We start from the raw sequence: 14972 nt of genomic DNA, 5'->3' as shown, positions 1-14972 counted from the left end.
TTATCTCGTTTACAGGCTGCGAGGCTTGTGGCAATTTTTACGCCTTCGATCAGCCTGGAGAGAAAGATGAGCCTGGAGTCAGTACGCCAGTTCTTTGCCGAACACGCCCCTGAAATTGAGATTATTGAGTTGGCCGAAAGCACCGCAACGGTTGATATGGCCGCCCGCGCCCACGGCGTTACGCCAGGCCAGATCGCCAAAACCCTGTCATTGAAGGTCAAAGATGAAGTGGTGCTGATTGTGACGCGTGGCGACGCCCGGCTGGATAATCGCAAGCTGAAAGCGGCGCTGGGAGCCAAAGCGCGGATGCTTAGCGTGGATGAAGTGATTAACTGGACCGGCCATCCGGTCGGCGGCGTCTGTCCTTTCGGGCTGGAAAATCCGCTGACCGTTTACTGCGACGTTTCGCTGCGCGGTTTTGACGAGGTGTTACCTGCGGCGGGCGCCATCCATAGCGCCGTGCGAATCAGTCCGCAACAGATGGCCGAGCTGACGGCTGCCCGCTGGGTCGACGTCTGCGAAGCGCGTTAATCGGGCTGCCGGGCCACCGCGCCGGAGATTTCGATGCCGCGCGTCTCGCGACCAAACGCCACTAACAGAGAGATCAGCACGGCTACCGTGCCCGCCACTATCGCCATGCCCAGTCCGTAATTGCCGCCGTGGGCTTCTGCAATACGCGATTGCAGCGTGGCGTTGACCGAAGCGATCAGATTCCCCAGCTGGTAGACAAAGCCCGGCAACACGGCGCGTGCGTTGGCCGGAACCAGCTCGGTCAGATAGGTCGGAACGACGCCCCACGCGCCCTGCACCATAAACTGCATCAGGAACGCACCGATGCCAATTGCCCATGAGCCGCTGGAAAAAGCCCACAGCGGCAAAATCGGCAGCGTCAGCAGTGATGCCAGAATAATCGCTTTTTTACGGCCGATACGCTCAGACAGTGACCCAAAGCAGATGCCGCCCAGCATCGCCGCAATGTTGTAACCGATGGCGATCAGGCTGACGGTATGGGCATCAAACTGGTGCTGCACTTTCAGGAAAGTGGGATAGAGATCCTGGGTGCCGTGACTGAAAAAGTTAAAGCAGGCCATCAGCAGCACCATATAGAGACAGATTTTCCAGTGCTGGCGAATGATCGGCATCAGCGCCGAACTGGTTTTATGCTGGCGCGCCGCCAGCCAGACCGGGGATTCAGGTACTTTAAAATAGATAAACGGTAGCAGCAGAATCGGTACTGCGCCAATCAGGAACATGCCCCGCCAGCCAACAGTGGCAAAGAACAGGCCAAAGACAATCGACGCCAGCAGATAACCGCACGGATAGCCCGCCTGGAAAATACCGGACATCAGCCCGCGGGAGCGATCCGGAATGGTTTCCATCGCCAGCGACGAGGCCACGCCCCAGATGCCGCCCATCGCCACGCCGTAGATCACCCGGAACGCCAGAAACGCGCCAAAGGTCGGTGACCAGGCGGAGAGCAGTTCAAACAGCGAAAACAGCACGATATTCAGCATCAGAATCGGCTTGCGGCCGTAGCGCTCCGCCAGACGACCAAACAGCAGCGCCCCGATCGGCCGCACCGCCAGCGTCAACATAATCGCCAGCGAGACCTCCGAAACCGAGGAGTGAAAGTAGTGCGCCAGATCGCTGAGCACAAAAACCAGAATGAAGAAGTCGAAAGCATCCAGCGTCCAGCTGGCAAAACTGGCAAACGCCACGTTTCGCTGGGTCGGAGTCCAGTTAAGCATGTCACTATCCTGTCTGAGCGGCTTCGGCACAGCGGCCGGAAAGGGGTGGGCGCAACCCACAGCGTGGTTGCAAATTTGTTAACCACTTGTATATATCATGTCAGAAAGGTTAGCGTGCTACGTAATTGTCAGCCGCTGCTTCAGGCTGTAAATAAGCGTGTCAGAATGGCGATTCAGGATGGGTACGGGGCGGATTGCGCCCCGGTATTCAGGCTTTCATGATTTCAGGCTTTCAGGCTTTCATGATTTCAGGATTTCAGGATTTCAGGCTTTCAGGCTTTAGCATTCGGGATTCAGGCGACTGAAAGCCTGGCCGATGATCGCTAACAGCCGGGCATTATCGACACGATGCAGCACGTGCACTAACGCGCCACAGTTATCCGGGATGCCGGTAGTGACGCGCAGCGGCTGACGATAACGCCAGCTTTTCCCGCGCGTCGGCCCGGCCCGCAGTTCGATATCCACCCGGTAATCGATGCCGGATGCCACCCGCTGATTCATCAGCCAGGCGATCACCAGCGCATCATGGATCCAGCAGCCTGCCAGCTGGCGGGTCTGTATGGAATAGTCGATCCACGGCCGCAGAGTCTCGCGCACAAACTGCGTCAGCGGATGATCAACCGCGGTCAGCCGGGTTAAATCCTGCTGGGTCAGCAAGGTCTGGGTGGTGACATCCATCGGCACCAGCGTCAGCGTGGCACCACTGTGTAACACCTGATGCGCCGCTTCCGGGTCGAGTCCAAAATTGGTGTCTTTGATGTAATCATCCAGCGCGAATACGCCGCCCATGATCACAATCTCCGCCACCGCTTCCGCCATGGCCGGATAACGCTGCATCGCCAGCGCCACATTGGTCAGCGGACCAATCGCTACCAGCGTAATCTCGCCCGGATTGTCGCAAATCAGCTTACCGATGGCGTCGGCCGCCTCGCCCGCATCCGCCGGTAAATCCGCCGGTAAATCCGCAGGCTGGCGCACATCCTGCCACAGCGTACTGAGTCCTGACTCTATCACCCGATTATCCAGTGCATCACGCCACGGGGCCGGATCTTCCTCAAGTGCCTGCTGAGCGCCCTGCACCACCGGAATGGCTAAGCCCAGCCGGGTTACCAGATTTTTGGCGACGCGCGTACCCAGCTCGCAGGGCGTGTTGCCCGCCACGGTGGTAATTAACTCCAGCGATAGCGCCGGAGACGCCAGGGCCAGCGCTATCGCCAGCCCGTCATCGGTATTAGCACCGGCGATACCGTTGCCCGGATCGCAATCAATAATTATTCGTTTCATGGTGTTATCTGGTTAACTCTGGCTTTGCGGTTTACAGCCGCAGGATTCGCCGATTTCAAGATAGTGGGGAAACTCTTTCAGCTGTGCTTCGTTCTGACCCGCTTTCAGCATCTGAATAGCGCAACGCGCCATCTCACGCAGCGGCTGGCGCACGGTAGTTAACGTCGGAACATGGAAAGCGGCGTGTTCGGTGCCATTGAAACAGACCAGTGCCACATCCTGCGGCACGCGAATCTGTTGTTCGGAGAAGGCGCGGAGCGCGCCAAGTGCCTGACCTTCATTGCTGGCAAACAGGGCGCGCGGCACACGACGCTGTGTAATCATGGTGCGGGCCGCCGCATAACCGCCCTCGCGGCTGTAACTGGCCGGGAAGATCAGCGACTCATCAACCGGCAGGCCACGCTCCTGCATCGCGTCACGCCAGCCCTGGATACGATCCTGGGCGTTAAGCATCTCTGTCGGACCGCTAATCATCCCTACCTGCTGATAACCGTGACTCAGCAGATGCGATGTGACCTGCCAGGCCGCCTGGCGCTCATTGACCCGCAGCATACTGACGCCCGGCTGCGGCTCGACCCGTTCCAGCATCACCAGCGGCGTACCGCTGGCTTTAATCATCTCAATGTAGGGATGGCGATCGACGCTGTTATAAAACAGTCCATCCACCTGCCGGTTCAGCAGCCCCTGAATCAGCTCCAGCTCGCGTTTACGGTCATCGCCGGCATCACCCAGCAACATCACGTGACCGTGGTTCAGCGACTCCTGCAGCAGCACATGCGCCATCGAGGCGACAAACGGATTGCTGATATTCGGCACCACCAGGCCAAAGGTTTTGGTATTGCCGGAGGCCAGGGCGCGCGCCGCAGCGTTTGGCCGGTAACCGGTCGCCTTAATCGCTGCCAGCACCCGCTGACGTGTCGCATCGGCAACCGGACGTGGCCCGTTATTAATCACATAACTGACCACCGCCACCGAGGTGCCTGCCGCTTTCGCGACCTCACTGCGGGTGACTTTTCCTGTTAACGGCTTAGCCACATCACTTTCCTCCATAAACAAAGCAGGCCGCATTACACGGCCTGCTGTACTTTTTTGTTGGTCCGGCTATATCGCATCATCCGGCAGGTTGAGATCCCGCCCTCGCGTCTCCGGCGCCACAAAGGTCGTCAGGAACCCGACAGTGGCCATCGCCGAGAAGTAGACCGCAATCGGCCACCAGTGACCGCTGTAAGAGAGCATCGCTGCGGCGATCAGCGGTGCGGTGCCGCCAGAGAGAATGGAACCCAGCTCTTTGGCGACCGCCATTTTGGTGTAGCGGTGGTGGACGCCGAACATCTCCACGCCCCACGCTGCCTGAACGCCAAAGATACCCAGCGACGCCAGCGCCATTCCCACCACGATTACCGGAATGACCAGCATCGGCTCGCGGCTATCCAGCAGCGTAAAGGCCGGCCAGGCGTAGACCATCAGCAACAGGCAGAACACGCGGTAAACCACCCGGCGGCCAAAGCGGTCCGACAGCCAGCCCGCGCAGGGGATAATGATAAAGCCTAGCAGCGACGCCAGAAAAACGGCGGTGGTCGGCACCGATTTATCCACCATCAGCACCTTCGCGACGTAACCGACAATAAACCCCTGCGCCAGATAAGAGGGGCCATTCTCGCCGATACGCAGACCCACCATGGTCCAGAAGGCGCGGGTACGCTGAAAGAAAGGACGCGAGTCGACCGCTGGCTGCGCCGCCAGCACGCCGGCACGTTCCGCTGCCATCTGCGCTTTTTTACGCTCAAATACCGGCGTTTCACGCAGGTGACGTCGAATCCATAAGGCGACCAGCGCAATCAGCGCACTGCTGAGGAACGGGATGCGCCAGCCCCATTCGAGCAGGCTCTGCTGATCCATCTGCACCACGATCAGCCAGACCAGCGAGGCCAGCAGCGTACCGCTGTTGGAACCAAGCGCGATCACGGAAGAGACCAGGCCGCGACGCTCCACTGGCGCATATTCGCCCAGCATCACCGTACCGCCCGACAGTTCAGCACCCGCGCCAAAACCCTGGGTAAAGCGCAGCAGCACCAGACAGGCCGGTGCCCAGACGCCAATCGAGGCATAGCTGGGGATTAAACCGATAAAGGTGGTGGAGGCGCCCATCAGGATGATGGTGGCGATCATCACCACCTTTCGCCCTTTGCGGTCGCCGAGCCAGCCGAAGAACAGTGCGCCAATCGGGCGGGCAACAAAGCCGACCGACCAGGTGGCAAAACTGGAGAGCAGCGCCATCGCCGGGGTCGATTCCGGGAAGAAAACGTCACCAAAAATAATGCCGGCGGCAAGGCCATAGAGCGCGAAATCCGCGTACTCCATGGCGGTACCTAACCAGCATGAGAAAGTGGCGCGCCAGAAATCTTTGCGGCCGGAAGACGTATTAAACCGCTCGTCAGCGGCTGAGGAGGAAGTCAGTGATGCCTGCTGCTTAACGGTGCTGTGTGCCGTCATAACCCTGTCCCTGAATGAGTATGCAGATCGATAAACGCCCGTCCGTGGGTCGGTTCCCTGGGTGTAAGCGGAACATCCCGGTGGCGACGTTCAGTTGACTAACCATGATGAAAGGTTAAAGGATTCCCTGGTGTTGGAATCTGGCCCCTCGCCCGCTTTCGCCGATCTTTTTTGACCGGTCGCTTTAACGAAGCGAATGTAACTTCACAATCAATGGCGCCTGCTGTGCATCGTGCACCGTGAGCAATCACTGGGGACATAGTGTATCTACGCGCGTAGATAAATCAATAGATCTTCAGCTAATTTGTTAGATAAACTTCATTATCACACTGCGTCATCAAAAGTTTTTATCGCAAATTCAGGCAGTTAACCGAGAGTCGTCGCGCATAAAAAATACATCAGGGCGTGAGAAGTAGAATTTTCTCTTAACATTAAGCTAAATCGGGAGCCGGCCCCTTTCATCGCGCTCCGTTATCGCACCGCGCTGTTACCGTGGCATGACAGCCGGGTTATTCTCCGAAAAAATATCCAGGGATTGGCAAATGCAGACAATGCTTTACCCTGTGGTGAAAGCGGTACAGGAGAGTTATGACGATTATTCTAATGCGGCACGGTAAGCCCAATCACCAGCCCGGCGGACGGCACAACGTGCAGGCGCTGGCGGACTGGTGCGAAGCCTTCGATTTGTCACAGGTCAGCGACGGACCGCCGCCGCGTAGCCTGTCTATTGCGCGTCAGGCGACGGTGGTGGTGTGCAGCCCGCTTCCCCGCGCCCGCTCCTCACTGCGCCAGCTCGGGTTGCAGCCGCACGAGGTCGACGCGCTGTTCAGCGAGGTGGCAGTGCCGCTGCTACCGGGCAGTCAGCTCCAGCTACCGACGCTGATCTGGCTGGCACTGCTGCGGCTGCTGTGGCTGTGCGGTTATGCCGGCCAGAGCGAGTCATTGCAGCACGCCCGCCATCGCGCTTCGCTGGCGGCCGACCGGTTAATTGAGCACGCCCGCCACGGCACGGTGCTGCTGCTGGGTCACGGCATCATGAACAAGATGATCGCCCGTGAGCTGCGCAAACGCGGCTGGCAGGCGGAAAAGCACGCCAGCAGCCGTCACTGGAGCTCGGCGATCTATCATCGTCCGTTTATCTGATCGCGCGGATAGTAGCTCAGCACTTCACAGCCGGTGCCGACCCGCGGCGTGGCAATCACTTTGCGCTGAGCCAGATCGATCACGCTCAGGGTGCCATCGCCCTGATTGGCGATCAGCAGCAACTGCTTGTCAGGGCTGAAGCAGCCATCCATCGGCATAGTGCCGACCGCGATATCGCCCAGTGGATTGAGCAGATCGTCAAACAGGGTGACAACCGGCTCACCCTCGCCAATCGCCACCAGCTGTTCCCCATCCGCGCTAAAACGCACCACCTGACAAGGCTGCTGATGACCCGGCAGCGCCAGACGCTGGCGAATCCGGTGGCTTTGCCGATCGATAACGTACAGCAGCGGCGCGTCGGCGGCGCTGGCCACCAGGTAAGGGTGTCTGGGTGAGGCGGCGATACCGGCAATCGGCCCCGGCAGCAGGATGGTATCGATGATCCGCCCTTCCGCTTCGCACAGATCGACGACCGTGATGGTGGCGTCCTCTTCGTTATCGGTAAACAGCTTGCGGCCGCTGGGTGACAACGTCAGACGATGCGCATTGTGCGAAGGGATCGGAATGACTTTTTCCAGCCGATCGGTGAGCGGATCGATCACCGCCACTGCGGCACTCTGCTCACAGCAGAGGTAGACTTTGCCGTCTCGCCCCAGCTGACCACTGTGCGGCGCCCGCAGCGGAGACAGATCGATAAAGCCGCTGATCTCCCGATGCTGCAAATCAATTATCGCCACTTTATGGCCCGGATGCGGATTGTTGCCATGAACGCCATCGCCATAAATCGGCACATAGGCTTTGCCCCACGCCGTCAGCATCAGCAGTTCATGCGGTCGCGGTGGAAAGGCGTTCAGCTCCCGCTCGACCGCAAACGTCTCCGGGTTAAGAAACAGGACGCGATTGCCCCGTTTATCTACCGCCAGTAAACCGTGAGAATCACTCTGCATGCGCGCTCCTTTCTCAGTAAGATCCTCTTAAGCGTAGACAATCGTTAACGCGCGGTACGCCGTGAGCGATTGATGAGCCGGGCTAACGCGGCAGTTTAAGCGCAATCCGCTGCCGAAAAAGCCACCAGGCCGCAGCAGCGGCGATAACTCCGCCGCGCGATTCAGACTTTCCTTATACCGGCGAAAAAGAGTGATTAAATAAATAATACAGTCCGCTTAATCTATTATTTTCATCGGCTGCCCGGTTTATTTCCGTATTATCCGAAAGTCAAAAAAAGACATAGCTTATAGGTAAATAATGTTTTATTAAAAAGGTGCAGTGCAATTTAAACCGCCGTGAGGAAACTAGCGCGCGCTTTTACACTGCGCCACCATCAGGGAAACCCTTTAATAATTCCCGCACTGATTGAGATTGCCGCCAGGCTGCATCGCCCCGTCATCGCGTTAATTATGGGGCGCGCAGGTGCTGCAATATGACGGGAAAATAAAAACAACAGGTGCACCATGACTTTACATCGCCAACGTCCTGCGCATAAGATCTGGCGCAACTGGAAAAGAATATCATTCAGTAGCCAGATGTTATGGAATAAAAAACAACACAGCGTCTTTAGCGCACCGGAATATGACCCGGGGCAGGAAGAGAACGTCGTGTTGATATCGCAGCAGAAAAGCTTGCCGGAAATTCCGAAGATTGTCTGGATGTACTGGCATAACGATCAGCTGCCTACCTCAATGGCGCTGAATATCAGTAAAATCCGGCGGGATAATCCCGATCACCAGGTTTATCTGATTACTCAGCACACCCTGTCGCAGTGGCTGCCCGATCTTGACTTTATCTCTTCCGATCTGACGCTGGCGCATAAAAGTGAAATCATTCGTCTCGAACTGATTCACCGTTACGGCGGCATCGGCATTGATTGCAGTACCCTGTTATTTGAAGATCTCGCCTGGGTCCATCGCGTGCATCTGGAGCGGTCGATGGATTTAATCGGTTACTACCGCGAACAATCAACCCTGAATTTTCTCGCCCCGGTGATCGAAAGCTGGTTTGTCGCCGCTGCGCCGCAAAATCCGTTTATCCGCGAGTGGCTGAAACAGCTGGCACCGGTGAAAAACGTCGGCATTCAGAACTATTTTCAGGAACTGAAAAAGCGCGATGATTTCCCGATGATTGTGCAGAACATTGATAATCCATCGCGCCAGCTATTGTCACTGGCCCAACAGGTAGCGATGCGCGAATACCGACGGGCCAATCTCTACCTGCGGAAAGGGGAAGCTAACGCTTACTACTATCAGCGCCTGCACGCTGACAGCAGCAGCGCCTTCGCCCATTCCGTGCTGTTTCAGCAACGACCGCAAACGCCGCCGCCAATCATCAAGTTAACCGGAAACGAACGGCTGCATCTCGACTTCAATCTGCGGCTGGGTTTGTACAATCGCCGCAGCCTGATGGGTGAGATGATGCAGCAGACCGCCCCGACGCTGGCGCTGCCGCTAACCGTCAAAGCGCGCGCGTAACCAGTGGGCAAAGGTGGTGACCGCACGTGGCACCTGCGCCGCCCAGGGACGCACAATCCACAGGCGGGCGGCGAACGCCTCGACCGCCTGCCATTCAGGCAGAACCTGTTGCAGTGAACCGGCTGCCAGCGCCGCCCGGGCGCTGAAGTCCGGCAGCATCGCAATGCCTAATCCCTGCAGCGCCGCATCGCGGATCGACTCACTGTTATTGGTGGCAAAACAGCCCTGAATCCGCACCTGGATCCGCTCATTATCGCCGTCGGTCACAAAGCTCCAGCGTGGCGATTCCACCCCGCGTGGATAGTAAAGGCAGTTATGCCGGGCCAGATCCTGCGGCATCAGCGGCGTACCCTGCGCCGCCAGATAGGCCGGTGACGCCACCAGCAGCGTGCGCGTCTCACACAGCGGCAGCGCCACGTGGGTTTCCGGTAGCGTGTCGCTGTGGCGTATCGCCAGATCAAACCCTTCACTGCTGAGCGACACAATGCGGTCCGTTACGTCGAGCTGCAGGCGGACCTGCGGATAGTCACGCAGAAACTCACCAATGATCGGCACCAGCTGCTGACGGGCAAACGCCACCGGCGCGGTGATGCGCACCAGTCCCCGTACCGGACCGGCAGTATCACGCACGCTGAAAAAGCTCTGTTCGATACGGGCAAACGGCTCGCGCAACTCCTCCACCAGCTTTTCACCCGCCGAGGTCAGACGCACGCTGCGGGTAGTACGCTGTACCAGCAGCACGCCCGCCATCTGCTCCAGCTCTTTGATTTTTTGGCTCATCGCCGCTTTGCTGACGTCGAGCCGCTCTGCGGCACGGGTAAAACTGCCCTGCTCGGCCAGCACCGTCAGCCAGTGCAGGTGATCCCACAGCGCATCGGTCTTCATCTCTTTCATCTTGATTGTTCAATATAGTGAATAATCAGTTCAGGCTACGCGCTTTTTCCCGGCGGATAAAGCAGTCACTATAGTCACAACAGACTATCACTCTCACCGCGAGGAAAAGCCGATGCCACTGCTGCAATTTGATGTTATTCAGGGTCGTTCAGAATCCGAACTGCGTACGCTGCTGGATGCAGCACACCGGGCCGTGCTCACCGCGTTTCAGGTGCCTGAGCGCGATCGTTACCAGATTGTTCAGGAAAACAAGCGCCACCAGATGGTGTTTCAGGATACCGGGCTGGGATTCAGCCGCAGCGATAATCTGGTCATGGTGCGGGTCTACACCAGCCCGCGCAGCAGCGAACAGAAACAGCACTTCATGGCGGAGCTGGCGCGCGAGCTGCGCGAAAGTTGTGGCGTGCAGGGTAACGATTTAATGATCAGCTTTATCACCAATGACAAAGGCGACTGGAGCTTTGCTGATGGTGAGGCGCAATACCTGACCGGCAAACTCTGAAATTACAGTCCGCTTTGCTCTGCTGACGGTGCGCGCCAGCCGCCGTCAGGCCTGATAAACTCCCCGCCGATGCTCTCTGTCACCAATATGATCCTCACCGCACAAATCTGGCTGGATGTGTTGCAGCCGGGTTACAGCCAATATAGATTGTCGAAAAACCATCCCCCCGAAGGTGGCCGGCAGTCTGAAGCGCCGCGTACTCATATCAACAGAGGATTTGCCGTTGTCCGAATTAGCGTCACTTGGGCTGTTTCTGGCCGCTATTGCTATCTATTCCTGTAAAGCCGGGCGTAACAAATTTTGGTTCTTTGTGGTGTTAATCCTGCTGGTGTTGTTTGTGGTGCTGAATGCTACGCTTTACGCCAGCAACTACTTCACCGGCGACGGCATCAATGATGCCGTGCTCTATACCCTGACCAACAGCCTGACCGGTGCCGGTATCAGTAAATATGTGGTGCCGGGCATAGGGCTGATCATCGTGCTGTTTCTGCTGTTCTGCCTGCTGTCGTGGATACTGCGGCGGCGTGAGCGGCCACATCATATCGGCTGGTCGCTGCTGGCGGTGGCCTGCGCGCTGGGTTCAGTGCAGACCACACCTGCATTTCGTCAGGTGGCGTCCCTGATTGTGTCGCACACCCAGCTGGCCGATTCCGACTTCGATGCGTTCTACAAAGTGCCACGTAACCGCATTGCGCAGCCGCACCTCAACGTGGTCTATATCTACGGCGAAAGCCTGGAGCGCACCTATTTTGATCAGCACGCTTTTCCCGGCCTGGCACCGGAGCTCAGCCGCCTGAAAGAGCAAAGCATCGACTTCAGCCAGACTGAGCAGCTGCCGGGCACCGATTACACTATCGCTGGCATGGTCGCCTCAATGTGCGGCATTCCGCTGTTTGCGCCGTTTGACGGCAATGCCTCAGCCTCGCTCTCCAGCTTCTATCCGCAAAACGTCTGTCTGGGCGACATCCTGAAAAACTCCGGCTACGACAACTGGTTTATTCAGGGCGCTGATCTGCGCTTCGCCGGCAAAGATGTGTTCCTGAAATCACACGGCTTTGATCCGGCCAACCTTTACGGCGCACATGAGCTGAAAAGCCGCGTTGCCGATCCGACCTATCGCAACAACTGGGGTTATTACGACGATACGGTGATGGATGAGGTGTTTGAAAAATATCAGGAATTGTCAAAAGCTAACAAACCGTTTGCGCTGTTCACCCTGACGGTCGATACCCATCATCCCGATGGCTTTATCTCCCGCAGCTGTGAGCGCAAGAGCTACAGCTTTGATGGCAAACCAAACCAGTCATTTAGCGCGGTGGCCTGTTCGCAGGAGCACGTCGCACGCCTGATTGACCGGATTAAAGCCTCACCGTGGTTTAAACAGACAGTGATTGTGGTGACCTCCGATCATCTGGCGATGAATAACACCGCCCACCAGTACCTGATTAAGCAGCCACGCCACGATCTTTTTATGGTGATCCGCGGCGATAAACCGCAGGCAGAAGTGATTGATGCGCGCCGCAGCACGCTGGATAACGGCGCGACGCTGCTGGATATTCTCGGCGGTGACAACGCGATTGGTCTGGGCCGCAGCAGCCTGAGCAGCGTTTCGCTATCGACGCAGTTTGAAGATATGAAAAGTAAGGTGATGAGCTGGAAGCCGGATATTATCCAGCTGTGGAATTTCCCGAAGATGATGGACAGCTTTACCGTCGATCAGGTGAAAAATACCTTTAGCTTCTCGGGTACCACCTTCCGGTTACCGATTCTGTTCCGCATCAGTGATAAGCATGTTGAGCCGATGCCGGAAGGGGAATATTCGGCACCGCTGCGCTATCAGCTGGCCGATTTCACCTCGACCGATAAGTTTCTGTGGGTCGATCGCTGTTTTAAAATGGCGCGACTCTGGCAGCCGTCGCTGGCGCTGTCCGGCGATCTCTGTGTGGCAATGGGCCAGCTCGGCGCAACGCCTGCGGTAACGCATATCGATCAGCCACAGTGGAAAGGTAAAGTGAAATTCCCGACCACACCGACCAGCGATGCGGCTTATCAGCGCAATCTGGCGCAGATCCGCATCGAAGATAACGACATTCGCTACAGCGCCGACAGCTTCCGGCTCGACGTGCCTGGCGCACCGCAGAGCATCAAGCGTTTTAGCGGCATTTCCCGACCGGAAAGCTGGGGTCGCTGGTCTAACGCTAATCTCGCGCCGGAAGTGAAGATAGAGTACGTCGATCCGCTACCGCCGAAGTTTGACCTGGTGATTACCGCTCGCGCTTATGGAGCTAACGTCCACCGCCAGATCCCGGTGCGGGTTGGCGATCAGCAGCAACTGCTGTCGCTGGGTGAAACCTTCTCTACCCATACGCTGCATTTTGACAACCCGACCGCCACGCACCAACTGACCATTGCGCCGCCGGAACCGCAGCTGAGTAATATCGGCAATATCACCGGTCAGGACCCACGCAAACTGGGCATTGGCATGGTGGAAATCAAGATCGTGCCTCAGCCATAACGCCTGCTTTTCTCTTCTCCTCTGCGGATTCACGCAGAGGAGATCTTCCCGCATCAGACGCCGAAGGTTGCGAGACCGCTCGCAATCCACTGCACGTTACTTGTTGAACTAATTGATATTTTTCTGAAAGGCGCGCAAAGTACAACTGGCTTAGTGGTACCCTTTGTGTGATCTGTCATCCTCTCGCTATCGCCATATTGCCGGGAGAGAGGCAGACATGACAAGCACCATGATGAAGACCCACCAGGCCTTTAAAGCCCTGCAGCGGGCAGGGATCGATGAGCAGCAAGCGGAGGCGATGGTGGAGATCTTTACGGATATGCAGCAGGGAAAACCGGACCAGCCAGACGATAAGCAACTCAGCCGGGTTGAACAAAAAGTCGACCGGGTCGATGAGCGCGTCGGCCACGTTGAGCAAAAAGTCGATCAGGTCGAACAAAAAGTTGAACTGATCGATGAGCACGTTGGCAATGTTGAACGCAAAGTCGATCAGGTCGACCGAAAAGTTGAACAGACAGATGAGCGCGTTGGCAATGTTGAACGTAAAGTCGATCAGGTCGATGAGCACGTTGGCAATGTTGAACGCAAAGTCGATCAGGTCGACCGAAAAGTTGAACAGACAGATGAGCGCGTTAGCAATGTTGAACGCAAAGTCGACCAGGTTGACCGAAAAGTCGAACAAATCGATGAGCGGGTTGGCAATGTTGAACGCAAAGTCGATCAGGTTGACCGAAAAGTTGAACAGATAGATGAGCGACTCGGCAATGTTGAACGCAAAGTCGATCAGGTTGACCGAAAAGTTGAACAGATAGATGAGCGACTCGGCAATGTTGAACGAAAAGTCGACCAGATCGATGAGCGACTCGGCAACGTGGAACGCAAAGTTGACCAGATCGATGAGCGTCTGGGGCACGTTGAAAGAAAAGTCGATAAGCTGGGTATCCGGCTTAACCAGGTTGAAATCAAAGTCGATAAGCTCGAGGCTGGCCTGATCAGCTTAACCCGAACGGTCGAGAATCTCAGAGATGAAGTGATGACAGTGAAAAACGACATGCGCTGGATTAAGCGACTGTTAATGGTGATGACCACCACCCTGCTGGTGGCGGCCGTGAAAACCCTGTTTATCTGAATAAGCAGCGACCGGTCAGGGCAGCTTGCGCAATGTTTCCAGCTTTTCGCGCTGCTGGCCATCGGCAGTAAAGTTGTCGCTGGCCAGCCAGCGCTGCAGGCCCTTTTTCACCTGCGGCCATTCACCATCAATGATCGACAGCCAGCTGGTATCGCGACTGCGGCCTTTGTAAACAATCGCCTGGCGGAAATCGCCTTCGTAGCGGAAACCAAGACGTTCTGCCGCCCGACGTGATGGCGCATTGCAGCTATCACACTTCCACTCATAGCGGCGATAACCCAGCGTCTCAAAGGCGTAACGCATCAGCAGGAAATGGGCTTCCGTCGCCATGCGGGTCCGCTTCAGATGAGGTGAAAACGCCACATGTCCGACTTCGATCACGCCATGTTCCGGCTGAATCCGCATCAACGCCAGGCTGCCTGCCGCCTGCCCGCTGGCAAGATCGATTACCGCAAAGTGCAGCGGGTCACGGCTGGCCTCCAGCTGCGCCGCATGCTCCTGCCACACCTGCCGGTTATCAAACGGCCCGACAAACATATAGGTCCAGTCGCGGCCATCTTCCGCCGCGGCGTAGGCATCGAACAGCGCTTCGCCATGGCGCGCCACGCTGAACGGCTCAAGCCGGCAAACTTCGCCAGTGAAAACCTGCGGCTGCGGAAAAGGACGGGGTTGCCAGTCCGGTAAATCGACCCCGACCGGCTGACCATACTGATTAGTGTGTTGTGACATATCGCCTCCAGGCTTCAGATGATGCCTGCAGATTGCCACTATCATGGTGGGTTAAAAAGTACCACAATGT

General features: G+C 57.0%; 13 protein-coding genes. 6 read left to right on the top strand and 7 right to left on the bottom strand.

What is annotated here, in order from left to right; genetic code table 11:
* The first annotated feature begins 66 nt into the window (after positions 1 to 66).
* Complete coding sequence (locus tag ABIB18_RS07875; RefSeq protein ID WP_031376348.1) at positions 67 to 531, top strand: YbaK/EbsC family protein; 465 nt, start codon at positions 67 to 69, stop codon at positions 529 to 531.
* On the opposite strand, the gene ABIB18_RS07870 is transcribed toward ABIB18_RS07875, so the two are convergent.
* The 4 genes from ABIB18_RS07870 to ABIB18_RS07855 all read right to left on the bottom strand — a co-directional run bounded on the left by ABIB18_RS07870 (position 528) and on the right by ABIB18_RS07855 (position 5525).
* Entirely contained in the window at positions 528 to 1748 is a 1221-nt protein-coding gene (locus ABIB18_RS07870) for an MFS transporter (RefSeq protein WP_031376347.1), read from the bottom strand. The two genes, ABIB18_RS07875 and ABIB18_RS07870, sit on opposite strands and share 4 nt — an antisense overlap.
* Positions 1749 to 2027: 279 nt before the next feature.
* A complete protein-coding gene (locus tag ABIB18_RS07865; protein WP_354473939.1) occupies positions 2028 to 3032 on the bottom strand; it encodes a nucleoside hydrolase in 1005 nt (334 codons plus the stop codon).
* A gap of 12 nt (positions 3033 to 3044) precedes the next feature.
* Positions 3045 to 4067, bottom strand: a complete 1023-nt coding sequence (locus ABIB18_RS07860) for a LacI family DNA-binding transcriptional regulator (protein WP_354473938.1) — start codon at positions 4065 to 4067, stop codon at positions 3045 to 3047.
* 66 nt (positions 4068 to 4133) lie between these two features.
* Positions 4134 to 5525 (bottom strand): MFS transporter, encoded by a 1392-nt coding sequence (locus tag ABIB18_RS07855; protein ID WP_354473937.1) that lies wholly within the window; start codon positions 5523 to 5525, stop codon positions 4134 to 4136.
* A gap of 588 nt (positions 5526 to 6113) precedes the next feature.
* Between ABIB18_RS07855 and ABIB18_RS07850 the strand changes: the two genes are divergently transcribed.
* Positions 6114 to 6668, top strand: a complete 555-nt coding sequence (locus tag ABIB18_RS07850; protein WP_354473936.1) for a histidine phosphatase family protein — start codon at positions 6114 to 6116, stop codon at positions 6666 to 6668.
* On the opposite strand, the gene ABIB18_RS07845 is transcribed toward ABIB18_RS07850, so the two are convergent.
* Positions 6650 to 7615 (bottom strand): beta-propeller fold lactonase family protein, encoded by a 966-nt coding sequence (locus ABIB18_RS07845; protein WP_279810094.1) that lies wholly within the window; start codon positions 7613 to 7615, stop codon positions 6650 to 6652. The two genes, ABIB18_RS07850 and ABIB18_RS07845, sit on opposite strands and share 19 nt — an antisense overlap.
* A 504-nt stretch (positions 7616 to 8119) precedes the next feature.
* Here ABIB18_RS07845 and ABIB18_RS07840 point away from each other — a divergent pair.
* Positions 8120 to 9133, top strand: coding sequence for a glycosyltransferase family 32 protein (locus ABIB18_RS07840; RefSeq protein WP_354473935.1), 1014 nt, complete (start codon positions 8120 to 8122; stop codon positions 9131 to 9133).
* Here ABIB18_RS07840 and ABIB18_RS07835 read toward each other — a convergent pair.
* The gene (locus ABIB18_RS07835; protein WP_046289177.1) at positions 9110 to 10027 is read right to left on the bottom strand and encodes a LysR family transcriptional regulator; all 918 of its coding nucleotides are present in this window, start codon (positions 10025 to 10027) and stop codon (positions 9110 to 9112) included. The two genes, ABIB18_RS07840 and ABIB18_RS07835, sit on opposite strands and share 24 nt — an antisense overlap.
* Positions 10028 to 10139: 112 nt before the next feature.
* Between ABIB18_RS07835 and ABIB18_RS07830 the strand changes: the two genes are divergently transcribed.
* From ABIB18_RS07830 to ABIB18_RS07820, 3 genes are all read left to right on the top strand, one after another.
* Complete coding sequence (locus ABIB18_RS07830; RefSeq protein ID WP_031376341.1) at positions 10140 to 10529, top strand: tautomerase family protein; 390 nt, start codon at positions 10140 to 10142, stop codon at positions 10527 to 10529.
* A 223-nt stretch (positions 10530 to 10752) separates the two neighbouring features.
* Positions 10753 to 13044 carry a phosphatidylglycerol--membrane-oligosaccharide glycerophosphotransferase gene (gene opgB, locus ABIB18_RS07825; protein WP_354473934.1) on the top strand — a complete coding sequence of 764 codons (2292 nt, stop codon included), beginning with the start codon at positions 10753 to 10755 and terminating at the stop codon, positions 13042 to 13044.
* 217 nt (positions 13045 to 13261) lie between these two features.
* Positions 13262 to 14173 carry a tropomyosin gene (locus ABIB18_RS07820; RefSeq protein ID WP_354473933.1) on the top strand — a complete coding sequence of 304 codons (912 nt, stop codon included), beginning with the start codon at positions 13262 to 13264 and terminating at the stop codon, positions 14171 to 14173.
* 15 nt (positions 14174 to 14188) lie between these two features.
* On the opposite strand, the gene ABIB18_RS07815 is transcribed toward ABIB18_RS07820, so the two are convergent.
* Complete coding sequence (locus tag ABIB18_RS07815) at positions 14189 to 14902, bottom strand: GNAT family N-acetyltransferase (RefSeq protein ID WP_354473932.1); 714 nt, start codon at positions 14900 to 14902, stop codon at positions 14189 to 14191.
* Between the last annotated feature and the right edge of the window lie 70 nt (positions 14903 to 14972).

Origin of the sequence: Pantoea sp. UYEF8 (assembly GCF_040546285.1) — a bacterium.
GTDB lineage: Bacteria > Pseudomonadota > Gammaproteobacteria > Enterobacterales > Enterobacteriaceae > Pantoea > Pantoea brenneri.
The sequence above is the reverse complement of the archived record's forward strand: the minus strand, read 5'-3'. Positions and strand labels throughout refer to the sequence as shown.